Source organism: Bacillus sp. AK128 (assembly GCF_053903075.1).
In genome coordinates, this window is record NZ_CP096379.1 from 3,058,196 (window position 1) to 3,083,785 (window position 25,590).

Sequence of the window (25,590 nt, forward strand, 5' to 3'; positions counted from 1 at the left end):
GAAAAATAAACTTGCTATTTTAAACAGGTTAACTACTTTGCATAAAGCCCTTACAATATCTTATTTTTAGGCTCTGTTAAAGTTTGTTGTTGATTTCCGTTCCAGGACACTCGCTTTCCGTGGGCGGGTTCGGGAGCCTCCTCGGCGTTACCGCCTGCGGGGTCTCCTTCACCACGCTTCTCCCACAGGAGTCTCGCGTCCTCCCACTTCAATCAACTCTGCTAAAAATCAACACTGTACTTTAACACAGCTTATTTTTAAAAAGGACTTGGTGGGAGTCGAACCCACTAGATGCATAGTAATTAGCAAGTAACTACTAGCCGCTCTGCCGTTGAGCTACAAGTCCACTATAAGTATTTCCTCTCTTATTTAATTCTATACAAAATTTGACGCTGTTTTTTAATCTGGTCAAGCCAAAAAAAACCATGGGTGTTTTTACATCCCATGGTTAAAGATTACTATTAAATTTTCACAGACCCTGAGTACAGTCCTTAGCTATCACTCAAAATTTATGATTACTATTTCCAGAGAACCAATTAACGAAACAAGGAAGTCTTCTCAACTTAAGACTTATACTTATACATTAATCCTTGATTTTCATCTCTGGCATAAACTTCAATGCCTCTTTTCCCCTTTACAATTGCTGATGGTTCGGAGGTAAGTGAGCCGCCTAAATCAGTCCAATCGCTCCATGTGTCACCGTCCCACGATTTTTGGATTAACGTATTCTTCTCTCCGCGGGCAAATACATCAATTTTATTAGGTGCAAGTGATACTGCCGTAGGACTTGAGGTTAGTACTCCACCAAGACTCTCCCACTGGCTCCAATTATCTCCATCCCAGAATTTATGATAAAGGGTTCGATCTTGACCTCTCGCAAAAACATCTATACGATTGGGTCCCCATGATACTGCAGCTGGTGCAGATGTCAAAGTCCCACCCAGTTCATTCCAACTGCTCCAGCGCTGACCGTCCCAGTATTTATGGAATAAACGTTTGTTAGACCCGCGGGCAAATACGTCTAATCTATTTTCTCCCCAGGAAGCAACAGCTGGAGAAGAGGTTAGCTGACCACCTAGGCTCTCCCATTCACTCCAGTCATCCCCAGTCCAATACTTATGATAAAGTGTCTGATCGTCTCCCCGGCCCAATACATCTAACCGATTACTCCCCCATGAGGAAACTGCTGGTGAAGAAGTTAATGTTCCACCCAAGTTTTCCCATTCACTCCATTGACCTTGATCCCTAAATGTTCGATAAAGTTTTTGGCCTCGCCCTCTAGCAAAAACCTCTACTCTATTCTTTGCGAGGTTGACAGCCGCAGGTCCAGACGTTAATACTCCACCAACATTCTCCCATTCGCTCCATTCCTTTTCTGGTTCAAAATCTATGTTTTCCAATGTTAAAACAATAACTCTCTTAAACACTTTTTCAATTACCTGGTCAGTAGCTCCATATGCACCTAAGAAAGGAACCACCCATCCAAATTGATTGGTAAATTGTTTATATAATATATTTGCCCTTTGGTTAATTGAACCTTTCGCAGTATTTGCATTTGGCAAAACAAAGTCAATGACTAGCCGGAATAAATACCTAGAAATACCTCGATTAATATTAAATTCCTGAAGTTCATCGGCTAATTTCTTAAGGTCTTCCTTCATGACATTCCAGATTGTTTTCAAGTCATTGTTCGGTTGTCTCGATGAAATAAAATAATAGTAGTTCAAGAAATCTTGTTGCCCAGGAAAGTTGGTTCCATTTTGTACTGTTGTATTAGAATGAGGTGAATAACTCATGTATTTATTACCCCCGTTTCAATGATGGCATAAAATTTTTACCTACTATCATCCTTATGTAGCAACTTGGATATTTATTGCTGTTTTCGTTGTCTTTTAGGAATTTTATAATATACGGTCTAACTTTTATTCATAATGTCACTCTTCACACGCTAAACCTTCCAAATTCTATAATTCTCTTAATAACCCAAAGGTAATTTCCGCCATTACGATTATCTCCTCTTGTATTTCTTCATTTTAATTATTATGTCTCGAATTGTTTAGAAATTTAAAGGAAAATGAGCATAAATGTTAGTTTCTTCTACAAACTAAAGAAGAGGAGGTGCTTGTATGGATAAATGGAATAACCAAGCTGCACCAAATAATAATTTATCAGCTTCAGATATCGAAGTGTCAGAGTTAGCTAATGAACATGAGTTTTCAGAAGAATTGTCAGATGGAATGGAACGGAATGAAAACATTGAAAAACTACAAAATAGGAAAGAAAAATAACACCTCTAAATGGGGTGTTATTTACTGTTTCCAGAACTATTAGAGAAGGAACCTATTCATTAAAGGGGTCTCATGGAAACCGGAATTCTCATGATCAAAGATACCTTAATTAACAATTTCCCAATGCTGAACCATTTTCACATCTGCTGCTTTAAATAAATTAAAAACAGGGCATCGTTCTTCTACTTTATGCTTTAAGGCGTTTATTTGCTCAATTGACTCGTTAGTTTTTAATTGAACATGAATCTCTACCTTTTCAAAATATGTTTTTACATCCTTTTTCCCCTTCATACCACGGGGGTCTAATTCAGCGTTTAGTTCAAAGGTGATTTCCTCAACTTCAATCCCCATTGATTTAGCTGCAGCAAACGCAGTAATGCTTTTGCAACCGGCTAGTGCTCCTAATAATGCATGCAATGGAGTTGGACCTTTATCCTCTCCTCCAGCCTTTACGGGTTCATCTAAAAGATACTGATGCTCTATTGCATGAATTTCAGTTAAAATCCCTTTAGCAGTACTCGTTATATTAAAATTCAACGTTTTTGTCATGCGATCACCTCCTATTTACTATTGACAAATAGGTTTAACCACCATACAAAAAGGGTAATAAATTTAATATATAAATATTTCTAAATTTTCTAAAAAAGGACTTTACTTTAGAAGCATTTCGACCGATAATAGTAAAAAGGCAGAGGAGGAATTACCTTGAAACATTATGAAGAAAAACCGAAAAATGAACTGATGGTAGTATCAACGAACCTGGAAGAAGTAACTGAATATTCCCTTGCCGCACAAATTATTTTAGAAAAATCACTTACTAAGTTTAATGTGCAAAGACTCATGCAGAAAATTGATGAAGCATTGGTCCAAGGTGATAAACAGGCTTTTTACGAATTATCCAAACAGTACAATCGACTATTAAACTAATACACTAACATATAAGGAGTGAGTCTGTTGAAACGTTTACGCAGAGAATTTAAAATCATAACTAATGAACACCATAAATTTTTCTCATATAAGCTAACCCAAGAAGAAGAATATACTTTACAGCTGCAGGCCGCTCTATTTTTAGATGAACAATGCTTTCTATTTAATAAAAATAAAGTAGATGAACTTGTGAATATAGCATTAATTGAGGGAAATAAAGAAAAATTCCAGGAATTACGTCAGACGTATGCGGAGTACTTTCGTGCTTAATGAAAAAGAACACCACCACGGTGTTCTTTTTTTCATATGATTGGCCTTATAACAGCTCTAACTGGACTTGCATCTGCATCTACAAACGGTAAGGGCAATGCAACAAACTCATAAACCCCTGCCTTCACTTCATCTAAGACAAGACCCTCAAGTATATGTATATCCTGATTGGTTAGCTCATGGTGAGCCAAGAGCTCTTTACTGTCTGGCGGATCAACCGATGGCACATCAAGACCAATGAGTTTGACTCCTAATTCAGCTAGTCTTTTCGGAACACACTCATCAATGTAGGTAATCTTAGTAGGAAATTCAGTACGATTGGTCCATGACAATGTCTTAAATAACACAATCTGTTTTCCATCTAATTGTAGGTCAACAAGATCTTCAACTTGTATCGATTCTTTATCCAATACTTCTATAACTACCGCTTGTCCGATATATCGATTAATATCAAGGTCTAGTACCTTTTTTCCTTCCTCATCAAAATGGAAAGGAGCGTCAATATGTGTTCCTGTATGGGTACTCATTTCAATTTTACCAACATTCACAGAGCCTGTTTCTGCTTTTGTCCAATTTAAAGTAAATTGGAAGTTTGTATCTCCAGGCCATACCGCTGTTTTAGAGAATAATGGTTGAGATATATCAATCCAGTTCATGGTCCTCCTCCATTTAAGCAATGACGTTACGTGCATTTTCAAATTGTTTTTGCTCATCATTGTTCATGATTTCTTTTACAATCTGAACAGACTTCCACACCTCTTCAAAGGAGGTATAAAAAGAAATAGGCGCTAATCGAATTAAATTAGGTTCTCGGTAATCTGGAATAACTCCTTTAGACTTTAAAGCTTTACAAATACTTGCTGCTTCTGGGTGGTAAAGACTCACATGTCCACCACGTTCATTTTCTCCCCGTGGATTGATTATCACAAAGCCATAAGAAGATAGCTCTTGTTCAATTAGTTTCATTAAGAAATCTGTAAGAGCCAAGGATTTTTTTCGCACCTTTTCCATCCCTACTTCTTCAAATATTTCAAGAGATCCAATGATTGGTGCAATACTTAAAATATGTGGCGTACCAACCTGATAAGCTCCCGCACTGTGTTCATGATTTAATTCATGTTCCATATCGAACTGCTTATCCTTCTTTGAACTAAACCAGCCTGCAATACCTGGCTCCTTTCCAAAATGTCTTTCATTTACGTATAAACCTCCAACTGAACCAGGACCACTGTTTAAGTATTTATAATTGCACCAAAAAGCAAAGTCGGGTTGTAGATCTTCAAAATTATGTGGAATTGCGCCAATCGAGTGGGCTAAATCAAAGCCAATGATAATGCCTCTCTCGTGTGCAGCATCTACTAATTTTTTCATATTAATGAACTGGCCACTTCGATATAAAACCGAAGAAAGTACCACGATACTGGTCTTATCGTCCATTTCCTTAATAATTTCGTCTTCATCTAAAAGGTAACCATCTTGGCTCTTGACTCGGACAAGATGATCCTCTGGAGATAACCCTTTTAATTTTATTTGGCTTTTTATCGCGTATATATCGGAAGGAAAGGTAAGTTCATCAGCTATAATTTTAGTTCTTCCTGAAGCTGGTGAGTAAAAGGTTGCGAGTAATTGATGAAGATTAATAGTTGTTGAACCTGTTACTAGAACTTCCTTCTCACTAGCACCAATTAACTTTGACATTCTAGCACCAAGGTCTTCTGATAAATAAAACCAAGGATATTCCCCATCCATCCAACCTTCTATTCCGTAATCCTTCCAGCTATCTAATAATGTCTGAACACTTTTCTCCGACCGTTTCGATAAAAGACCTAAAGAGTTACCATCTAGATAAATCTTCCCTTCTTTTATATAAAACTCATCTCTGAGCTTCGCTAAACTGTCTTTTTGATCAAGTTCCTTTGCAGACTCTATCGTAAATTGCATAATTACCCTCCAAATAGACAATTGAATGTCCGGTTAGTTTCCTTTTCTTTACTTTACTAAAATCTGTACCTATTAGGAAAGTATTTGACCCGTATTTTATAGTTATTTTATATATCTATTCACTTTGTAAAGAATCCTTTGACACTGAAGCATTTTTTAAAATGTTATTTTAACTTAATTGTGAATTTTCGTTCTGATATTTACTTCAATTCACATTCAAAATCAACAAGTTTTCTAGAATCAAAAGTTTTAAATTTTTTTTTTCAAATGTACCAGAAATTATGTAACTTTTCTTGTAAAACTTCCGTTTAATCAAATAGGGCTCTATTTTGAATTGGGGGTAAATCCTGTGAAGTGGGTAATTATTTTAACCTTTACCATTTTTTATTTGCTACTTGCCTTTTTCGGCCTTGGACCAGTGTTGTTTGCGGATGGTTCTATGGAAGAAAGAGTGATCACTTTGGCAATTATTCTATTACTAACTGTATGCATAACAATAATCTTCAGAGTTATTCTTAAAAAAATAAAATAATCCTTTACAGTCTTTTAAGTCATTGGGAAAATACTATATAGATGATAATTGATTAAAAGAAGGGATTATGAATGAATTCATCAAAGGAACCAACAAAATTTGACTATGTTCTTGCCTTTTTACTATTTCTATTATTCTGTGCAAGCTGCATTGCCCTTTACAGTGCTCAGACCACATCTACACAATATGGAGAAAACTTTCTATTAAAGCAGATCGTTTGGTATGTAGTTGGAATTTGCATTATTGGTGGGATTATGGTTTTTGAACCTGACCAGATCAGAAAGCTTTCATGGTATTTATATGGCTTCAGTGTTTTAATTTTAGTGATATTGTATTTTTCACCTTCATCCATTGCACCCAAGATTAACGGAGCAAAGAGTTGGTTTAGTTTTCCTGGGTTTGGATCGCTACAGCCATCTGAAATAACAAAGGTCTGTTTAATCATAATTTTAAGTCATGTCATATCCAAGCATAATGAAAAAAGGCTTTATCGCTCCATCCAGTCTGATTTTATTTTATTAGGTAAAATCATCCTAGTTGCCATTGTTCCAATGGGACTGGTTATGCTCCAGCCAGACTTAGGTACAACACTAGTACTTATGGCAATCACTGTTGGACTTATTTTCATGTCAGGGATTTCATGGAAAATACTTTTCCCGATATTCACTACAATTGTTGTAGCTATTTCAACAATTTTTTATCTAGTTCTAAGGGCACCACAATTGTTAGAAAAATATTTAGGGGTCAGGCAATATCAATTTGGAAGAATCTACTCATGGCTTGATCCATACACCTATAGTAGTGGAGACGGATATCACCTACTGAACTCACTTAAAGCCATTGGTTCTGGGATGCTCACTGGTAAAGGGATAGGTGGAAATGAAGTATATATCCCAGAAAACCATACCGATTTTATTTTTGCGGTTGTTGCTGAGCAATATGGATTTATTGGAGCAACGGTAGTAATATGCTTATTATTTTTACTTCTTTACCATATAACAAAGGTAGGACTATTATCTAATTCTGATTTTGCCTCCTATATTTGTGTGGGTGTGATTTGTATGATTGGCTTCCACGTTGTCCAAAATATTGGAATGACTATTGGTTTATTACCCATAACAGGAATTCCTTTACCTTTTATCAGCTATGGAGGTAGTTCTCTAATTGGTAATATGTTTGCGATTGGCTTAATTTTTAGTATCAGATTTTATTATAGAACCTATATGTTCTCTGAAGAATGAAAAACTCCCTTACATGGCTTTATAATGAGTCATGTAAGGGAGTTTTTGCTTGCATGCGCTAAACGGGGTGATAGAGCTTTTCGGTTTGGCTAGCTCTATCACCCCAGCTCCTCGAGGTTAAATAACCTGAATAGAAGTAAAGGGAAAACCACCCTTTTCTTCTCTTCAGAACATTTACTTGTCGGAGCTAAACGGGGTGATAGAGCTTTTCGTTATTCCATTTGTTTTTTGGCCATTTTTATTAGTTCGGATACCATTTTTCCTCCTATTGGACCTCCTACCTTCCCTGCTTGCCTAGAGGTTAGTTCTCCATTATAGCTCTTATTTAAGGGGATTCCCTGTTCTTTTGCGACTTCCATTTTTGCCTGTTCCGGATGATTTTTTGCTACTTGATATCCGTTCTTGTTCATGACATTAACCTTTAGCTGATCAAGCCCCTGCTGTGATCCTTGTATAAGTGGTCTTTTTCTTTTGCTCATGTAATCAATACCTTTCTATAAATATTTTTAAATAGCTGTGTTAAAATACAGTGTTAATTTTTAGCAGAGTTGATTGAAGTGGAAGGACGCGAGACTCCTGCGGGAGAAGCGTGGTGAAGGAGACCCCACAGGCGTTAACGCCGAGGAGGCTCCCGAACCCGCCCGCGGAAAGCGAGTGTCCTGGAATGGAAATCAACAACACACTTTAACAGAGTCTTTTAAATTAAACACAAATGATTTCTCTCTGCTAAACTGCGTCTGAATAGTGGTCCAGCCTATTGTTTATGCATGATTAACAGGAGTCCCACTCATTCCACACCAAACAAAGAGAAAAAATCAAATACAAAGTTTTAAAAATAAAGCATCTCTCTATTGACTATTATTTTTTTAGTTTGGTAATATTATGTATTATAGTAACGATGACGGATTTATAGTAGCTATTCCACTCTTGAAAAGCGATTCAGGGACAGTGTAAGCCTGAACATGATGAATAGTGAAACGGCAGTCCTGAGTGAATGATGAAAAGAGGGTTTGTTTAAGACAAACCAACTAGGGTGGAACCGCGGGAGATATGCTCTCGTCCCTAGGCTGTTTAATAGCCTAGAGACGAGAGCTTTTTTATTGCAAATACAAAGGAGAGATATCATGAGTAAAACAATGGAGCAAGTAGTATCACATGCTAAACATAGAGGATTTGTGTTTCCAGGCTCTGAAATTTATGGTGGGCTAGCCAATACGTGGGATTACGGTCCTTTAGGAATTGAGTTAAAAAACAATATTAAAAAGGCTTGGTGGCGTAAATTCATACAAGAATCCCCTTATAATGTGGGGCTAGATGCTGCTATTTTAATGAATCCCAAAACATGGGAAGCCTCTGGACATATTGGTAACTTCAATGATCCGATGATTGATTGTAAAAAGTGTAAGTCAAGACATCGTGCTGATAAATTGATTGAAAATGCCCTTGATGAAAAAGGTCAAGAAATGGTGGTTGATGGATTACCTTTTGAGAAAATGGAAGAACTCATTAAGGAACACAAAATTGTTTGTCCTGATTGCGGAAGTGATGAATTTACAGGAATTCGTCAATTCAACCTTATGTTTAAAACATTCCAAGGGGTAACAGAATCAAGTACAAATGAAATCTTCTTACGACCTGAGACTGCTCAAGGAATCTTTGTAAACTTTAAAAATGTACAACGTTCGATGCGAAAAAAACTTCCATTTGGTATTGGCCAAATCGGTAAAAGCTTTAGAAATGAAATTACACCTGGTAATTTCACATTCCGAACTAGAGAATTTGAACAAATGGAGCTTGAATTTTTCTGTAAACCTGGTGAAGAGTTAGAATGGTTCACCCATTGGAAGAATACGTGTGAAAAATGGTTGTTATCATTAGGTGTAACTGAAGCAAATATTCGTTTAAGAGATCATTCTGATGATGAATTATCCCACTACAGTAATGCAACAACTGATATAGAATATAAGTTTCCGTTTGGTTGGGGTGAGCTGTGGGGTATTGCCTCTCGTACAGATTATGATTTAAAGCAACATGCAGAGTACTCTGGAGAGGACTTCAACTATATTGATCAAGAAACAAATGAGCGTTATGTTCCGTTTTGTATCGAACCATCTTTAGGAGCTGACCGTGTAACACTTGCATTTATGATTGATGCCTATGAAGAGGAGACACTTGAGGATGAGACGTCAAGAACTGTAATGAGACTCCATCCTGCTCTAGCACCATACAAAGCTGCCATCCTTCCACTTTCGAAAAAACTATCTGAGGGAGCACGTGCTGTATTTGCTGATTTAGCAAAACACTATATGGTTGATTATGACGAATCAGGCTCTATCGGTAAACGCTACCGTCGTCAAGATGAAGTGGGGACACCATTCTGTATTACCTATGACTTTGATTCCGAGGAAGATCAAACCGTTACCGTAAGAGATCGAGACACAATGGAACAGCAGCGCATTTCCATTCATGACCTTAAAGCTTATATTGAAGAAAAGCTTCAATTTTAAAAGATAGGGTTTATCCCTATCTTTTTTTAAAAGGAGAATAACAAATGGAACACTTAATCAATCCAAAGGTAAAAAATATCCAACTTTCAGGTATTAGAAGATTTTTTAATATGGTCTCTGAATATGAGAATGTGATTTCGTTGTCGATTGGGCAACCAGACTTTCCTACTCCTGAGCATGTGAAACAAGCAGGAATTGAAGCGATTCAAGCTAATTTCACGAGCTACACACATAATGCTGGATTCCCTGAATTAAGAGAAGCAGTCTCTAACTTTGTAAAAGTGAAGTATGACTTAGATTATCATCCAAGTAATGAGATCATTGTAACGATTGGTGCCAGTCAGGCCATTGACTGTGCCTTTAGGACGATTTTAGACCAAGATAGTGAAGTACTTTTACCTGGACCGGTGTATCCAGGCTATGAACCGATCATTCAGCTCTGCGGGGCTAAGTCAATCCATATTGATACTCGTGCTAATGACTTTAAATTAACGGCTGACTTAATTAAGCCTCACCTTACAGAGCGAACAAGATGTATTGTATTACCTTATCCTTCAAATCCAACAGGTGTGACGTTATCAAAAGAGGAGCTTGGAGAGATTGCAGAATTGGTTAAAGAAAGAGATTTATTCATTCTTTCGGATGAGATCTATAGTGAACTAGTGTTTGATCATACCCACCAATCTATTGCAACTTTTCCAGGTATGAGAGAGAAGACAATTGTCATTAATGGACTATCAAAATCTCACTCAATGACCGGCTGGCGTATTGGTTTTCTTTTAGCACCTAGTAACATTACTCAGCACCTCTTAAAGGTTCATCAGTACAATGTCTCTTGTGCAACAACCATCTCCCAAAAGGCTGCTTATGAAGCCTTAACAAACGGAATCGACGATGCTATAGAGATGAAAAATCTTTACCAGGAAAGAAGAGACTATGTCTACGACCGGTTACTGAAGATGGGAATTGAGACCATCAAGCCGACAGGAGCCTTTTATTTTTTCCCTTCCATTCAAAAGTTCGGATTAAACTCCTTCGATTTTGCGCTCCAGCTGGTGAAGGAAGCCAAGGTCGCTGTTGTTCCAGGAGATGCCTTCTCAGAATATGGAGAGGGATATGTTAGAATTTCTTATGCCTATTCAATGGAAGTATTGAAAGAAGCTTTAGACCGAATGGAGACATTTATTAACTCTTTAAACAAGTAAAGAGGATGGGATATAAGTATTTCAGTCAGTGGTAAACCCGGACTAGTAGGTGATAATTTGATGTATCTTTCACCTACTAGTTCGGGTCTTTATTTTTTATCTTCATTTAAGTTATTGATCTTACATACTATTTTTATAATCTTGTGGAATGGAGCGGAAGGCACTCGACTCCTGCGGGAGTAGCGGGACAGATGAGACCCCGCAGGCGAAGCCGAGGAGGCTCACCGCCCGCCCCGCGGAAAGCGAGTGCCTGAAGCGCAATGGAACAACCCTGTTTTTTCAGCTTAACTGGTTAATAAGTATGAAAGAAACCGAGAAACAGTATTATATTTAATCGGCAGACTAATTTAGAGATTATTCGGCTTTGAGACTGGTGTAAAAAGTTTTGTCCCAGCCTCTCTATTTTTTAAACCGATTCCCTGTATTAACATAGAATAGGCCCCATATAAGAATCCCAATAAATACAATTAGACCACAAGCAAACATCCATTTAACCTGATAGGCTTCGTATACTAATAAAAATACCAAACTAAACGACAAAGCAAACATCATCTTCCCCATAAACTTACATAGAGCTTCTACATTATATTTTTCTTGTTTTTCCTTTTCCAACGTATTGAATCCAGCAATTAGAGAAGATCCTTTACCATTAGAGAAGATAATGCCAAACACAACCAATATTCCCATGCTGATTATAATTCCTATCATATTTCTCCTCCCAAAAGGTTGACTTAGTATTATTACGAATAAAGGAAAGTTTGGTTTCATGGTTTCTTCCACCACACAAAAATCACCAAGTCCAAACAAGTGGACTTAGTGATTCTAAGTTAACTATTTAGCTTTGCTAATTCATCCTCTTGCAGCTTTCTCCAAAGAATCTTTCCACTACTCGTTTTCGGAAAATCCTCTCTGAATTCTATAAATCTAGGATATTTATAAGCGGCCATCCTTTCCTTAGCCCAATCGATAATGTCCTCCTTCGAAACTTTACCTTCTTGGCCTGGCTGCAGAATGACAAATGCTTTAACGGTCTCTCCTCGTTTCTCATCAGGTACTCCGACCACGCAAGCTTGCTGAATGGCTGGATGCGCATATAATAGAGACTCTACTTCTGTTGGCCACACCTTATACCCTGAAGCATTAATCATCCTTTTTAATCGATCTACCATAAAGAAATAACCTTCATCATCAATTCTACCAATGTCTCCTGTTCTGAAGAAGCTCTTTCCATCTATCGTAATAAAGGCTGCCTCTGTCTCCTCTGGTCGATTATAATAACCTTTAAACACCATTGGACCATTTACTACGATTTCACCAATTTCACCTACCTCTACTTCTTGTAAGGTATTGGTATCTATAATTCTCGCATCGACATCGAAGGCAGGAACACCCAGACATTGTAATTTAGGACGATCAGGTGGATTAAAATGTGTCTGTGCAATTGTTTCTGATAATCCATATCCTTCAACGAATTGTAAGCCTGTGAGATGAAGGAGTTTCTCCCCTACTGCAGCTGGTAGAGGTGCTCCCCCACCTGAAATAGCTGCCAATGTAGAGATATCATAGTTTGATAAGTTGGGATTGGATAGGAAGTCAATAAGCATGGTACTAATATTAACCCAGTGTGTACATTTGAATTTTTCGATATATTGACCAGCTAAATCACGATTCCATCTAGTCATACAAACCATGGACCCACCTGCTAAGATCGGGGCATGGAAGCTATGAACCATTCCAGTCACATGAAAAAGAGGCAAGGTCATCAAATGAACACTATCACTCGTTGCTTTTGACCAGTAATAAGCCCCATAAACATTAGCTTGAACAGTTTTATTTGTATGAATACACCCTTTAGGAACCCCGGTTGTCCCAGATGTATAAGGTAAAACTGCCACATCATTACAATCACCTGTATAAGCGGAAGGTTCGATGTTCTTATTTAAACATGTTTGCCAAGGGTAATATCCTCCCCCTTCAACCGAAAAGGCCGGAGCTGAAACCTCTAACGGTATATTATGACTTGCATCGTCAGATAAATGGGCAAAATCTTGATAGGAAGCAACTACTACTGATTGTAAGGCAGTCTTATTAAGAAGTGGTTGAACATTTGGCAATAGCTCCTGTCCGACTAAACCAATAGATATATTACCATCCTGAATATAAAAGGTTAATTCTTCTGCTGTGTTCATCGGGTTAATTGGTACTACAATTGCATTTATTCGTAAGATCGCATAGAAGGAAATAACAAATTGAGGGGAATTTTGCATAAGAAGTAAAACACGGTCTCCACGCTTTACAGCGAGTTCCTGCTCTAAGTATCCGGCTAACCAATTGACTTGTTGAAATAATTCTTTATAAGTAATTTCACCGCCATAATAGTAAATCGCTGTTTTAGAAGGATACCGCTTTGCTGTATACTCTAGATTTTCATAAATAGTGGTTTCCGGTACCGTTAATGAAGTCGTTAAACCTTTTGGCCAAAATTCATAATGAGTTGTTCGCATAAAGTTTTTGAACCCCCTACCATCATCTAATTTTTAATTTGAAAACGCTTCCATAATTAAGGTAAAAAATACTAACTTACCGTTATATATTCAGGTTAATTCTAAAATATACGAGTCTTTTATCCATCCTCTTAAATATAACAAAGGGAAGCAAAAGAACACCTCTTCTACTTCCCCTTTTTTGGATATTTCGTTAAGGTACCAGAACAAGCTTACCCTGTGTTTTCCTTGACTGCAAAAGTTTATGAACGTTTACAACATCATCAAGGGGATAAACACCACCAATAATAAGCTTGAGCTGACCTTTTTGCAAATAAGTTAGTAATTCGATGAGACTCTGCTGCATGAGAGCAGGTTTTCTCATAATTTGAGGGAGGAAAAATCCGATTACAGATTGATTTTTACCCATTAGTAGGGATGGGGTTAGCTTGCTTTGTTCCCCGCTTGCCGCACCAAACACCACTAATCTACCAAAAGTAGCTAAGCAATCTAACGTTTGATTGAACACTCTGCCACCAACCATTTCCAAAGCCACATCGACGCCTTTTCCATTCGTTGCTGCCTTAACTTGTTCAACCCAATCTTCCTCTGTATAATTAATCAATACATCTGCCCCTAGCTCCTTTGCTAGGTCCAGCTTTTCCTGTGTACTAGCAGTTGCAATCACCTTTCCTGCTCCAAAAAGCTTAGCTAATTGAACAGCGATTGTCCCAACTCCACCTGCAGCTGCATGAACTAACACGGTTTCTCCTTCTTCAAGACGTCCCATCGTCTTTAAGACGTGATAGGCACTCAAACCTTGAAGTGGAAGAGCAACTGCCTCCTTAAAATCAACACCGTCAGGAAGAGGGATTAGTCCTCTTTCATCTGCAATGGTATATTCAGCATAGCCTGTTGCTTTCTTTGTCCCCAGTAAAGTAACGACTTTTGCCCCAACTTGAACGGAAGTAACCGCATCTCCTACCTCAACCACTACACCAGCTACTTCGGCACCAGGAACAAACGGCAGAGGAGTTGGCACTACATATTGTCCTTCTCTCCTAGCTGTATCAGCATAATTAACTCCTATTGCTTTTATTTCTATTACAACTTCATTACCTTCAGGTTTGGGGTTCTCTAGCTCTGCAAACTCTAAAACTTCAGGTCCCCCATATTTTGTGAATTGGACTGCTTTCATTTTGTCTTACCTCCCTAAAAATGCTGGTTTACGCTTTTCAACAAAGGCTTGAACACCTTCACGATGATCATCAGTTGTAATCATCATTGCTTGAGTAATACGTTCTTGCTCGAGCATTTCTTCTAATGTCATATTAGGCACTTGATCAACGAGCCTCTTCATCATTCCATAGGCAACACTTGGACCATTAGCAAGCTTCTGTGCTAATTTAACGGTTTCATCCTTTAACGCTTCTAATGGAAATACATGGTTTATGATTCCATATTCTAGTGCTTGTTTCGCCTGTAATGGCTCTGCTGTAAAAAATAGTTCCTTGGCACGGTTTGGTCCAATTAATCGAGGTAAGAAATATAAACCTCCACCATCTGAGATTAGCCCTACTTGAGCAAAGCTTAAAATAAATTTACTATCTTCGGCAGCAACAATTAGATCAGCCGCTAGTGCAAGATTAAAGCCTGCTCCAGCTGCAAACCCGTGGACAGATGCAATAATCGGTTTTGGTAAGCTCTTCATTGCCATAACTAGCTCGTTTAACTTTCCAATGTGATCATATACGTCTTTAGGGGCAGTTTTCCCCATTGTTTTCACATCTCCACCTGCACTAAAGGAACGACCTGCTCCTGATAGAACAACAACTCTAATCTCTTCATCCTGTGCAGCCTTTTTAAAAGCATTAGTTAGACCTAAAATCATATCAGGGCTAAATGCATTTAAACTATCTGGTCGGTTCAAAGTAAGGGAAAGCACAGGTCCATTTTGGTGAATCAATAAATGTTCTGTTGACATAACAATCACTCCTTTTTAATATTGGAGAATCTTGACTCCTCCCATTCAAATAACCATGTTGACCTACTAAACTATTAACCAACCGCCATCTGCTAAAAGATCTGACCCTGTCATATAAGAAGCTTCTTTTGAAGCAGCAAAGCAGATCACACTACTAATTTCCTCTGGTCTTCCGACACGCTTTAAGGCAGTACTTCTCTTAATCGCTTCTACAAATTTATCGTTTTGGAGGCCTTGCTCAGTAAGTGGTGTTTCAACAAAACCTGGTGAAACAGAATTAGCACGGATTCCATAAGCTGAGAACTCATAGGCAAGTGCTCTCGTAAAATTGATAACTGCCGCTTTTGCTGCACTATAATGTGGAATTTGTGCCCCTGCCTTATGTCCTGATAAGGAGGCAACGTTTACGATTGAGCGATTTTGAAGCCCCACATTTTTACTGGCGTCCACCATTACTTCTCCCAAAAGCTTCGATACTAAAAAGACACTTCTAAGATTCACATTTTGAACTGCATCCCAATCTTCAACCGATAGCTTTGAAATATTGTTATGTGATGAGCCTCCTGCATTATTAACAAGAACATGAAGATCACCGTAAGTTTCCTTTACGTAATTAGCTAGATTACGAACATCCTCTTCTTCTGTCACGTCCGCAGCAAATATTTCGGCACGTGGAGCTTCCAATAACTCATTAATTTCTTGTGCAACACGCTCTAGTTTTGACTTTGTGCGACCAACTAAGATGACTTTTGCCCCTTCGTTGGCCAACTGTTTCGCCGTTGCTTCGCCGATCCCGCTTCCAGCACCTGTTACAACAGCGATTGTGTCATTAAATCTCATCGTTCAACCCCCTTGAATTTAAGTCTCTGTTAAAATTGGTTGTTGATTTCCGTTCCAGGACACTCGCTTTCCGCGGGCGGGTTCGGGAGCCTCCTCGGCGCTTCACGCCTGCGGGGTCTCCTTCACCACGCTTCTCCCGCAGGAGTCTCGCGTCCTTCCACTTCAATCAACACTGCTAAAAATCACACTGTACTTTAATAGAGCGAAATTTTAAAAAATAAGCAAAGTTAAGCTTATAACGCTTTGTTAGCACCAGTATTGATTCTTTTCATAAATCGCATCAGCAATTTCTCGATTTCTTTGGATAAATCCAGATGGTTGGAATCTTCCAAGAACATGGTTAAGGAGAGTAAGTAGTTCAAGCTGCTGCTTCCCGTTAGTTAGACCAGCGATTACTTTTTTTGCAATACCTTCAACCTCTATGATCGAATCCTCCACAAAAGAGGTGGCTAAATTAATTTTAAGTTGCTCCTTCGTCTCCCCATTTTTGTTGACTGCTTTTACGGAACGATAGACAGCTGATTCCGCAGCAAATAGAATTATCGCAATATCGGATAAGCGCATCACGATTTCTTGTTCTTCTACTAATCTTTCAGCAAGCTGCTCGTAAGCAAGACCTGTTAAAAGCAAGAACAGATTTCGTATGGTCGTAACAGCTGCTTTTTCTTTATCTAAAACTCCTTCAAATGGTGCTGGAGAACCTTGTAACTCTGCTTGTGCTTTTGCAATCAGCTCCTGTAAAGGAATTTCTCCCTTTAAGCCTTTTCTAAGTACATGAGTTGGGATTAATAATCGATTAATTTCATTAGTACCTTCAAAAATTCGATTAATTCTTGAATCACGGTACATTTGTTCCACTTTATATTCTTGAATAAAGCCTGCTCCTCCGTGAAGCTGAACTGCCTCATCCACTACATAGTCTAATGTTTCTGATCCATACACTTTACATAGGGCACATTCAATCGAAAACTCCATGAGCGCTTTGCCAATTTCTCCGAGATTAGTAGAGTCATATAAGTCGCCTAATACATTCTCGAGTAATTGAGCAGAACGATATTGCAGTGATTCAGATGCATAGATTCGAGCTGTTAATTTAGCTACTTTCTCTTTTGAAGCACCAAAATCAGCAATTCTCTTTCCAAATTGTTGCCTTTCTTGAATGTAGTTTATCGTTGTATTTAAAGCATGCTTGGCTCCACCCATCGTGGCAGCTCCAAGATTAAATCTTCCTAAATTTAAAACATTTAAGGCAATTACATGGCCTTTTCCGATTTCCCCTAATAAATTTTCAACAGGAACAAGGCAATCCTCTAGCACTACTGAACGTGTAGAAGAACCTTTAATCCCCATTTTCTTCTCTTCAGGTCCTAGCGATAACCCAGGGAAATCCTTTTCTACAATAAACGCAGTAAATTTAGTTCCATCAACTTTGGCATACACAATAAAAGTGTCAGAAAATACAGCATTAGTGATATATAATTTCGTTCCATTCAGGATATAATGGGTACCTTCCTCATTTAAAACTGCGGTTGTTTTTGCAGCTAATGCATCAGAACCTGAACCAGGCTCAGTTAAGCAATAGGCACCTAAGTATTCACCTGAAGCCAACTTTGGTAAGTATCGCTTCTTTTGTTCTTCATTTCCAAAATAAGTAATCGGTAGAGTTGCAATACAAGTATGGTTCGAATGAGCAACACCATAGCCACTTGAACGCCCTACCGCTTCTCCAACAAGTGCCTTACTAACCTTGTCTAGCCCTAAACCCTCATACGCTTCTGGGACACTGTGGGCAAGGAGACCCAATTCTCCTGCTTTTTTTAGAAGCTCTACTACTCGATCAAAATCTTGATGTTCAATATCCTCTCGATATGGTTCCACCTCTTTTTCAATAAATTGCTTAGCAGTTGAGGCGATCATCCGGTGTTCTTCTGTAAAGTCTTCCGGAGTAAATAGTTCTTCTGCGGAAATTCCTTGGAATAAGAAGCTTCCTCCATATTGAGTAGATTTAGTTGCTACCATGTTTCGGTCATCTCCTTTTTCATGCTATTTCCTTGTAAAACCGGTACAACTGGAAAGATACCATACTGAGATACAAATTCCAGTTCTTCGTCATAGCCATACTTTTCAAGCATTTTCCCTACTCTTGTGTTGGTTAAGGTCGAAACAGATTGATCCTCATATCCTTTATAAAACATCAAGGCTGCTCGTGCGGAATCGGTTAAATCAAGAGTCGTTCGCTTTGCAAGACAATCCAGAAAATAACCTGCACCAAAGAAATCCTCTAAGCAAAATTGTCCTGATGATCCAGAGCAAACGATTATAATGGTCTCATCCTTTTTTACCGAGAGGACACTTTTAGCAACAGCTTCTCCGTTTAGTAGTGAACAAGCAAACACTTTTGCTGCATTCTTTGACTTTTGAATAGCAACAGTTCCATTTGTTGTAGATAAAACAACGGTTTTATCTTTAATTTTATTTTTTAAGCCTAATGGATTGGGATCTAGGAAGCCTTCAATGGTTTTTCCTTCATACTCCCCCACTAGCACATACTCTGATTCTGGTAATGAAGAAGCTACAAATCTAGCTGCTTCTTCATTAAGAACCGGAATTACTTCCTTTGCACCAAACTGGATGGCAGCCGTGATGGTAGAGGTGGCTAATAACACATCAAAAACCACTGCAATCTTTTGATCAGACATTTCCTGCTCATTAATATCTTCTTTTTTTAAGATTAGATGAACCTTTGTCATGGAGAAACCCCATTTCTATTAACTAATCCCAGCCTTTTCTTGTTGCAAGGGCATAGGTAATTAGACTTTTCACGAAAACGTGTAAATCGCGAAAGCGCGGATCCTGAGTTTGTCCTTGCTTATAACGATAATAAATTTGCTGACAAATGACAGCTAGCTTGAAGTAGGCAAACGTCGTATAAAAATGAATATCGGAAAGGTCACGTCCACTCTTCTTTGCATATTCTTCAACAAATTGTTGGCGTGTATAAAAACCTTCATTTACCGTAACAGGTTGCTTACCTGGCCCCTTGCTTAATAATTCCGGATCATCTTTTTGAATCCAGTAGCTCATCGCCGCACCAACATCTGCTAACGGGTCCCCTACCGTTGTCATTTCCCAATCAAATAACCCCACCATTTTAGAAGGATCTTCGTAAGAGAACATGGCGTTATTTAATTTATAATCGTAATGAATAATGGTTGGTGCTTGTGAGGTAGGTATATTGGTAGCTAACCATGTGGTGAGCTCTTCCACCCCTAGAATATCTTCAGTTCTAGCCCGAACATAACGACCGATCCAACCATGTACCTGTCTTTCCATAAATCCATCTGGTTGTGTGATTTCTACAAGCTTTGTATTCTTATAATCAATTGAATGAAGCTGTACCAATGTATCGACCATCGAGGAAGAAAGCTTTTGACATAGTTCTTTTGTTACCGTTACTTCCTTTGGGAATGACGTATCATACACAAACCCGCGTCTGCGCTCCATAATATAAAACGGACTCCCAACTATCGTTGGATTATCTGAATACGTGTAGGGCTCAGGTGCTAAATGAAAAACTGGGTGTAGATCTTTAAGAATACTAAATTCACGCCCCATATCATGTGCCTTAGGAGCTACAGGACCATGAGGTGGTCGACGTAATACAGCCTCCCAGTCTCCTACCTTCAACTCATAAGTTAAATTCGAATGACCAGCACCAAACTGGTTGATTTCTAATGGTGCGTTTTCCAACTCAAAATGCTGTCGGAGAAATGACATTAGCTCTTTAGTATCAAGCTGCTCTCCCTTTCGAACAGGGATGGTATCCTGAGTGCGATTCGTTTTATTCATATTCTCACCTTCCTTTCAACGGAATGAATTATACACCCACCGTAAAACTCTCTAATTGACTTCTAAGTTGTTCAGGAATTGGAGCACTCTTTTGCTCATTAAAATCAAAATAAACAATTGTAGCCGTCCCTCTCGCAATTTGATTCTCTGTTTGAGCATCTAAAATATCATGTTGGAGTGTAAAGCTCTTCGTCCCAATATGTGAAACCGTCGTTGTAATTTTAAGATTCTGTGAAAAGTAAGCCTGGTTTAGAAAATCACATTTTGTTGAAGCAAGGATAAAGTTCCATTCCTTCATATCCATTGGAAAACCAAGCTTTTGAAAGAAACGAACCCGTGCTTCCTCAAGATAAATAAAGTAACTTGAGTTATTTACATGACCTAATGCATCTGTCTCACAAAACCGAACGAGTACATCAATTTCAAACTTCATTGAATTCACCTCTATTTATGTGTAAAAACAGGCTTTCTTTTCTCGATAAATGCCTGTACACCTTCTCGTATATCCTCAGTTCTAAACACTTCTGTAAACAGGTCTGCTTCCCGTTCAAGTGCCTCTTCAAGAGTAAGTTCAACTCCTTCATCAACGGCTTTCTTAATTCGGGATAATGCCTGTAAGGAATGTCTACTAATCTGAGAAGCTATTTTTAATCCGTAGTTTATTCCTTCACCTGTTTTAACTACCTCGTTAATTAAACCAATTCGTTCTGCTTTTTCAGCTGTAATGGGTTCGCCCGTGTACATTAATTGCTTGGCCCTTGCTTCACCAATTAATCTTGGAAGACGTTGAGTACCCCCTCCACCTGGAAAAAGGCCAAGCTTTACCTCTGGTAATCCAATTAGAGCATGCTCCTCGGCAATACGAATATCACACGTAAGGGCTAGCTCACACCCACCACCAAAAGTCATTCCATTTAGAACGGCAATTGTCGGTTTCTCAAATTGATCGATTTGATTTAGAATGGCATGCGATTCCATTACAGATCCTTTCATTTCAGGATTTGTCATCAGCTGTGGAAATTCTTTAATATCAGCCCCTGCCATAAAGGCCTTCTCACCAGCTCCTGTTAGTAAAACTACAACGACTTCTTCATCGACTGCTAACTCTTTAAAGATATTACCAAGCTCAACAGCAACTTTTTTACTCATTACATTTAAAGGCGGATTATCAATTGTTACCACTGCAATACCTGTTTGTTTTTCTACTCTTACAAATTCAGCCATTAGCTCTTCACCTCAACTGGTTGATAGTCATAAAAACCTTTTCCTGTTTTTCTTCCAAGATGACCTTGCTTAACCTTTTCTTCTATACAAGCTGGTGGTTGATCAGCTGGATCACCAGTTTCTGCATAACGTTGCTGCATGACATAATAACCAACATCTATTCCGGATAAATCCATTAATTCAAATGGTCCAATTGGATGATTTAAAGCTTTGCGACAAATGATATCGATGTCTTTATAATCCGCAATTCCCGATTCATATAAAGCTACTGCTTCTCTCTGAAGCGCTCCTAAAATTCGGTTTGCGATAAAGCCAGAGATTTCTTTCTTGAGTAAGACACCCGTTCGATTCATGCGCTTACACACTTCTAATGTTACTTGTGCTGTTTCCTCTGAAGTTTCTTCACTCATTACAACCTCCACACAATCCATCACTAATGGTGGAAAGAAGAAATGCATATTACATACTTTATCAGGACGACTTGTCACATCAGCAATTGCAGAATTCACAATCGTCGAGCTATTGGATGCTAGGATCGCGTGAGCTGGTGCTAATTCATCAAGCTTTTTAAATACTTCTCTTTTCACATCTAGCTTTTCAACGATAGCTTCAATAACAAAATCAGCTTTTCTTGCTTCTTCTTCAAGATCAACAGAAAAATGAAGCCTTTCAAACGCAGCTTCCTTTTGATCTTCAGAAAGTTTTCCTTTTGCCACCCATTTTGTCATAATTCCTTCTAAGGTCACCTGAGCTTTCTGTAAAGCAGCTTCGTTTACATCCTGAATTGTTGTTGTATAACCACCTAATGCAGCTAGCATTCCGATTTGATGGCCCATTTGACCTGCTCCAACCACTAAAATTCTTTCAATTTGATTCATTAACTTCTCCTCCTAACTAACCAGTTGGTATCTTAAAGGGTAAAAGTCTCCTAGCTCAAAAAATCAATTTGAGCAGAAGCTTAGTTTTATTAATTCATTGGTTATACTTCAATTCCTTGTAGGATCATATCAACAAATATCTTCGTGACTTCCTGGTCACTTGTTTTTCCTTCTGGATTAAACCATTGATAGCTCCAGTTCGTCATTCCTAAAATGCCAAACGCTACAATTTCCGACTGAAGATTTTGTTTAAACTCGCCCTTCTCTTTTCCTTCATCTAATAAGCCCTGCAAATTCAATCTAAAACGGTCTCGCTTGGGGATAATTTCAGAAAGATGCTCCTCACTCAAATTCCTCATTTCCCGAAAGAAAACTCGGGCACTTGGCCCATTTACTGAAATATTAGATATAAGCATCAGAGCTATTTCATAAAGCTTTTCTTTACAGTTTTTTGTTTGATCAGTCAGGATTATTTCTTGACGATAGTTCAGGTCATCAATATAACTTATATGAATATCCATCAATAATTCTTCTTTACTTGAAAAATAATAATAAAAGGTACCTTTTGTCACTCCCAGGCTATCTACTATGTCCTGGATGGAGGTTTCAGTAAATCCCTTTTTTTCAAATAAACGTATGCTGTGTTCTGTAATTCTTTCTTTCACCGTATTGTCCCCTTAATCTCAAAGTAGTTTTTTCGCGATTATATCACAATAGTACTTTTTCTGCTTATCGCTTTACCTACTTCCACCAATAACAATTTAAATCTATAGCAGGATAGATATTTTACAAAGGCTCTGTTTAAGCTTGTTGTTGATTTCCTTTCCAGGACACTCGCTTTCCGCGGGCGGGTTCGGGAGCCTCCTCGGCGCTTCTCGCCTGCGGGGTCTCCTTCACCACGCTTCTCCCGCAGGAGTCTCGCGTCCTTCCACTTCAATCAACCCTGCAAAATCCAACACTGTACTTTTACCCGCCTATAAAAAGTTTCTAGTTCGTTTGTGTAGTTGATGTTTCCTCTTTAATGACACGTCGGAGTATTTTCCCGACACTTGTTTTCGGAAGCTCCGTTCTGAACTCTACGATTCTAGGAACCTTATATGCAGACATATTATCACGGCAGTATTGTTTGATTTCCTCATCAGTTGCTTCTTTCCCAGCCTTTAGGACAAGAACAGCCTTTACCGTTTCACCACGATATTCATCAGGAACACCAACTACTACCGCCTCTTGAACAGCTGGATGCTCATATAATACTTCTTCAATATCTCTTGGATATATATTAAAGCCGCCTGCTATGATCATATCCTTCTTACGGTCTACAATCGAAACATAGCCCTCATCATCCATTCTGGCAATGTCGCCCGTGTATAACCAGCCATCCCTTAATGTATTAGCGGTTTCCTCTGGCATATTCCAATACCCTTTCATTACTTGAGGGCCTCGAATAATTAGTTCGCCAAGTTCACCTGGTTCAACCTCTTTAAGTCCTTCTCCTAGATCTACGACTTTATATTCAGTTGAAGGATAACCGATTCCAATAGTTCCAGGCTTTCTTTCTGCAAAAATCGGATTACAATGTGTTACAGGAGATGCCTCTGATAACCCATAGCCCTCTAAAATTCTAGCCCCTGTTTTTCTTTCAAACTCTCTCAGAAGCTCTACAGGCATTGGTGCACTACCACTATTACAAATTCGAATACTATCAATCCCGTATTTTTCTGCCTCTGGGTGATTTGTAATCGCAACATACATAGTAGGAACACCTGGGAATACAGTTGGCTTCTCTGTTTTAATCGTATTTAACACTTCCTCTAAATCAAAGCGTGGTAATAAAATACTACTAGATCCTGTAAAAATAGCGAAATTCATACAAGCGGTCATACCAAACACATGAAATAAAGGTATAACCGTTAAGTATCTTTCTTGACCAGGATTTAAATCATCCTGATAAAACTCTACGCACTGTACAACGTTTGCTACTAAATTTTCATGCGTAAGCATGGCACCTTTAGAGCGACCAGTCGTCCCACCCGTATATTGAAGAATTGCTACATCTTCAGCAGGATTAATATCAACATAGCTAACTTTTCCATTTCCTGACTTCATAAATTCATCAAATACAGTGTCAGGTGCAAAGGAATGATCAGTTGGCTGAAGACTTACTACGATGACATTTTTCACTTTAGTTTCTGATTGAATTGCTTTCAACCTTGGATAAAGTGCATCAAATATAACAATCGTTTCCGCACCAGAGTCATTTAAAATATATTGAAGCTCTCTTTCCACTAACATCGGATTTAACTGGGTAACAATTCCACCGACCGTAAGAGTTCCATAATAAGAAATAACATATTGTGGACAGTTAGGGAGCATGATCGCTACACGATCTCCCTTTTCCACTCCACTTTGCTGCAACGCTGATGCAAATCCACCAACTAGCATCGATAATTCACGATACGATATTTTTTTATGATAAAACGTTAACGCATTATTGTCAGGATATTGTTGTGTGGTTTCTTGGAGAACTTGAGGTAAGGTCTTGTTTGGGATTTCAATCTCTGTCGCAATATGCTCCGGATAACTTTTTAACCAAGGTTTGTTAGTCATTTAAATTCCTCCCAATATTTGAGTATTCACAGTAAATCTAAAAGATCTAGTAGGTCAGTGCGCCACCGTCAACTAAAATACTTGTGCCTGTAATATAAGAAGCTTCGTCTGAGGCGAGAAATAAAACAGTGTTGGCTACTTCCTCAGCAGTTCCTACTCTGCCAAGGGCATTAGATTTTGAGACTGCATGCCAAATGCGCTCATCCTCTCGCCAGTTATCCACTATAGCTGTATCAATAACTCCTGGTGCAATTGCATTCACTCTAATACCTTTAGTCCCATATTCAACTGCTGCATTCTGAGTTAATAAAATGACACCACCCTTGGATGCATTGTAAGGTGCCAGATATTTTTTCCCCTTAAAGCCTAGTAAACTAGATGTGTTAATTATGGAGCCACCACCACGTTTTATCATCTCAGGTATGGTATACTTCATCCCCATAAACACACCCTTAAGGTTGATATCTACGACACGGTCCCATTCCTCCACAGAAAGTTCTGCTAATCTTACGTTGCTATTACCGACTCCTGCATTATTGAAAAGAATATCGATGCCCCCATACTCTTCAACTGCAGCTCCTACCATCGCTTTGATATCTTCTTCTTTCGAGACATCAGTTTTAATAAAGATCGCTTCGTTCCCATGTGCCCTTAATTCTTCTAAGGTTTCAAGTCCTTTTCTCTCATCAACATCAGATAGAATGACTTTTGCCCCTTCCCTTGCAAAAGCAAAGGCAGTTGCCCGTCCAATTCCTGATGATCCACCCGTTACAATTGATACTTTGTCTTTTAGCCTCACATTAAACACCTCCTT

Annotated in this window: 26 protein-coding genes and 1 tRNA gene; 7 read left to right on the forward strand and 20 right to left on the reverse strand. The window is 38.6% G+C overall.

Translation table 11 applies throughout. From position 1 onward, the window contains the following. Positions 1–263: 263 nt before the first annotated feature. A tRNA-OTHER gene (locus tag M1D60_RS15295) sits at positions 264–346 on the reverse strand. Positions 347–563: 217 nt separating this feature from the next. Next, positions 564–1,796, reverse strand: a complete 1,233-nt coding sequence (locus tag M1D60_RS15300; protein ID WP_456275700.1) for a sialidase — start codon at positions 1,794–1,796, stop codon at positions 564–566. 330 nt (positions 1,797–2,126) lie between these two features. Here M1D60_RS15300 and M1D60_RS15305 point away from each other — a divergent pair, with 330 nt between their 5' ends. Further along, a complete protein-coding gene (locus M1D60_RS15305) occupies positions 2,127–2,288 on the forward strand; it encodes a hypothetical protein (protein ID WP_456275701.1) in 162 nt (53 codons plus the stop codon). 105 nt (positions 2,289–2,393) lie between these two features. Here the strand turns inward: M1D60_RS15305 and M1D60_RS15310 are convergent, their stop codons facing one another. Beyond that, entirely contained in the window at positions 2,394–2,837 is a 444-nt protein-coding gene (locus tag M1D60_RS15310; protein WP_456275702.1) for an OsmC family protein, read from the reverse strand. A 156-nt stretch (positions 2,838–2,993) separates the two neighbouring features. Between M1D60_RS15310 and M1D60_RS15315 the strand changes: the two genes are divergently transcribed. Together M1D60_RS15315 and M1D60_RS15320 are read left to right on the forward strand one after the other, a co-directional pair. After that, positions 2,994–3,215 carry an IDEAL domain-containing protein gene (locus M1D60_RS15315; RefSeq protein WP_456275703.1) on the forward strand — a complete coding sequence of 74 codons (222 nt, stop codon included), beginning with the start codon at positions 2,994–2,996 and terminating at the stop codon, positions 3,213–3,215. 27 nt (positions 3,216–3,242) lie between these two features. After that, a complete protein-coding gene (locus M1D60_RS15320; protein ID WP_456275704.1) occupies positions 3,243–3,485 on the forward strand; it encodes an IDEAL domain-containing protein in 243 nt (80 codons plus the stop codon). A gap of 32 nt (positions 3,486–3,517) precedes the next feature. Here M1D60_RS15320 and kynB read toward each other — a convergent pair whose 3' ends face one another. Both kynB and kynU read right to left on the reverse strand, forming a co-directional pair. After that, positions 3,518–4,141, reverse strand: a complete 624-nt coding sequence (gene kynB / locus M1D60_RS15325) for an arylformamidase (protein ID WP_456275705.1) — start codon at positions 4,139–4,141, stop codon at positions 3,518–3,520. A 13-nt stretch (positions 4,142–4,154) separates the two neighbouring features. Next, on the reverse strand, positions 4,155–5,441 hold the full coding sequence (kynU, locus tag M1D60_RS15330; protein WP_456279463.1) for a kynureninase: 1,287 nt from the start codon (positions 5,439–5,441) through the stop codon (positions 4,155–4,157). 334 nt (positions 5,442–5,775) lie between these two features. Between kynU and M1D60_RS15335 the strand changes: the two genes are divergently transcribed. Both M1D60_RS15335 and M1D60_RS15340 read left to right on the forward strand, forming a co-directional pair. Next, positions 5,776–5,958, forward strand: a complete 183-nt coding sequence (locus M1D60_RS15335) for a DUF6954 family protein (RefSeq protein ID WP_456275706.1) — start codon at positions 5,776–5,778, stop codon at positions 5,956–5,958. 71 nt (positions 5,959–6,029) lie between these two features. Then, on the forward strand, positions 6,030–7,199 hold the full coding sequence (locus M1D60_RS15340) for an FtsW/RodA/SpoVE family cell cycle protein (RefSeq protein ID WP_456275707.1): 1,170 nt from the start codon (positions 6,030–6,032) through the stop codon (positions 7,197–7,199). Positions 7,200–7,411: 212 nt separating this feature from the next. On the opposite strand, the gene M1D60_RS15345 is transcribed toward M1D60_RS15340, so the two are convergent. Beyond that, the gene (locus M1D60_RS15345) at positions 7,412–7,678 is read right to left on the reverse strand and encodes an alpha/beta-type small acid-soluble spore protein (RefSeq protein WP_456275708.1); all 267 of its coding nucleotides are present in this window, start codon (positions 7,676–7,678) and stop codon (positions 7,412–7,414) included. A gap of 645 nt (positions 7,679–8,323) precedes the next feature. Here M1D60_RS15345 and M1D60_RS15350 point away from each other — a divergent pair. Together M1D60_RS15350 and M1D60_RS15355 are read left to right on the forward strand one after the other, a co-directional pair. Further along, the gene (locus tag M1D60_RS15350) at positions 8,324–9,706 is read left to right on the forward strand and encodes a glycine--tRNA ligase (RefSeq protein ID WP_456275709.1); all 1,383 of its coding nucleotides are present in this window, start codon (positions 8,324–8,326) and stop codon (positions 9,704–9,706) included. Between the two features lie 44 nt (positions 9,707–9,750). Then, a complete protein-coding gene (locus tag M1D60_RS15355) occupies positions 9,751–10,911 on the forward strand; it encodes an aminotransferase A (RefSeq protein ID WP_456275710.1) in 1,161 nt (386 codons plus the stop codon). A 399-nt stretch (positions 10,912–11,310) separates the two neighbouring features. On the opposite strand, the gene M1D60_RS15360 is transcribed toward M1D60_RS15355, so the two are convergent. The 14 genes from M1D60_RS15360 to M1D60_RS15425 form a co-directional block, all read right to left on the reverse strand. After that, a complete protein-coding gene (locus M1D60_RS15360) occupies positions 11,311–11,619 on the reverse strand; it encodes a DUF3784 domain-containing protein (protein ID WP_456275711.1) in 309 nt (102 codons plus the stop codon). 119 nt (positions 11,620–11,738) lie between these two features. After that, on the reverse strand, positions 11,739–13,415 hold the full coding sequence (locus M1D60_RS15365; RefSeq protein ID WP_456275712.1) for a long-chain fatty acid--CoA ligase: 1,677 nt from the start codon (positions 13,413–13,415) through the stop codon (positions 11,739–11,741). A gap of 193 nt (positions 13,416–13,608) precedes the next feature. Beyond that, the gene (locus M1D60_RS15370) at positions 13,609–14,592 is read right to left on the reverse strand and encodes a quinone oxidoreductase family protein (RefSeq protein ID WP_456275713.1); all 984 of its coding nucleotides are present in this window, start codon (positions 14,590–14,592) and stop codon (positions 13,609–13,611) included. Positions 14,593–14,598: 6 nt separating this feature from the next. After that, positions 14,599–15,378 carry an enoyl-CoA hydratase/isomerase family protein gene (locus tag M1D60_RS15375; protein ID WP_456275714.1) on the reverse strand — a complete coding sequence of 260 codons (780 nt, stop codon included), beginning with the start codon at positions 15,376–15,378 and terminating at the stop codon, positions 14,599–14,601. A gap of 66 nt (positions 15,379–15,444) precedes the next feature. After that, a complete protein-coding gene (locus M1D60_RS15380; protein ID WP_456275715.1) occupies positions 15,445–16,218 on the reverse strand; it encodes an SDR family NAD(P)-dependent oxidoreductase in 774 nt (257 codons plus the stop codon). Positions 16,219–16,464: 246 nt separating this feature from the next. Next, positions 16,465–18,237 carry an acyl-CoA dehydrogenase family protein gene (locus tag M1D60_RS15385; protein WP_456275716.1) on the reverse strand — a complete coding sequence of 591 codons (1,773 nt, stop codon included), beginning with the start codon at positions 18,235–18,237 and terminating at the stop codon, positions 16,465–16,467. Next, on the reverse strand, positions 18,231–18,968 hold the full coding sequence (locus M1D60_RS15390; protein ID WP_456275717.1) for a 2-phosphosulfolactate phosphatase: 738 nt from the start codon (positions 18,966–18,968) through the stop codon (positions 18,231–18,233). The genes M1D60_RS15385 and M1D60_RS15390 overlap by 7 nt, the downstream gene beginning before the upstream one ends. Before the next feature lie 22 nt (positions 18,969–18,990). After that, positions 18,991–20,067, reverse strand: a complete 1,077-nt coding sequence (locus M1D60_RS15395; protein ID WP_456275718.1) for a phosphotransferase family protein — start codon at positions 20,065–20,067, stop codon at positions 18,991–18,993. Between the two features lie 28 nt (positions 20,068–20,095). After that, positions 20,096–20,500 (reverse strand): acyl-CoA thioesterase, encoded by a 405-nt coding sequence (locus M1D60_RS15400; protein ID WP_456275719.1) that lies wholly within the window; start codon positions 20,498–20,500, stop codon positions 20,096–20,098. Between the two features lie 11 nt (positions 20,501–20,511). Beyond that, positions 20,512–21,291, reverse strand: coding sequence for an enoyl-CoA hydratase (locus M1D60_RS15405; RefSeq protein ID WP_456275720.1), 780 nt, complete (start codon positions 21,289–21,291; stop codon positions 20,512–20,514). After that, positions 21,291–22,169: a 3-hydroxyacyl-CoA dehydrogenase family protein gene (locus M1D60_RS15410; RefSeq protein WP_456275721.1), complete on the reverse strand. Its 879-nt coding sequence runs from the start codon at positions 22,167–22,169 to the stop codon at positions 21,291–21,293. The genes M1D60_RS15405 and M1D60_RS15410 overlap by 1 nt, the downstream gene beginning before the upstream one ends. 101 nt (positions 22,170–22,270) lie before the next feature. After that, on the reverse strand, positions 22,271–22,834 hold the full coding sequence (locus M1D60_RS15415) for a TetR/AcrR family transcriptional regulator (RefSeq protein WP_456275722.1): 564 nt from the start codon (positions 22,832–22,834) through the stop codon (positions 22,271–22,273). Between the two features lie 322 nt (positions 22,835–23,156). Beyond that, complete coding sequence (locus M1D60_RS15420; protein WP_456275723.1) at positions 23,157–24,776, reverse strand: long-chain-fatty-acid--CoA ligase; 1,620 nt, start codon at positions 24,774–24,776, stop codon at positions 23,157–23,159. 46 nt (positions 24,777–24,822) lie between these two features. Further along, the gene (locus tag M1D60_RS15425; protein WP_456275724.1) at positions 24,823–25,575 is read right to left on the reverse strand and encodes an SDR family NAD(P)-dependent oxidoreductase; all 753 of its coding nucleotides are present in this window, start codon (positions 25,573–25,575) and stop codon (positions 24,823–24,825) included. Positions 25,576–25,590 lie beyond the last annotated feature (15 nt).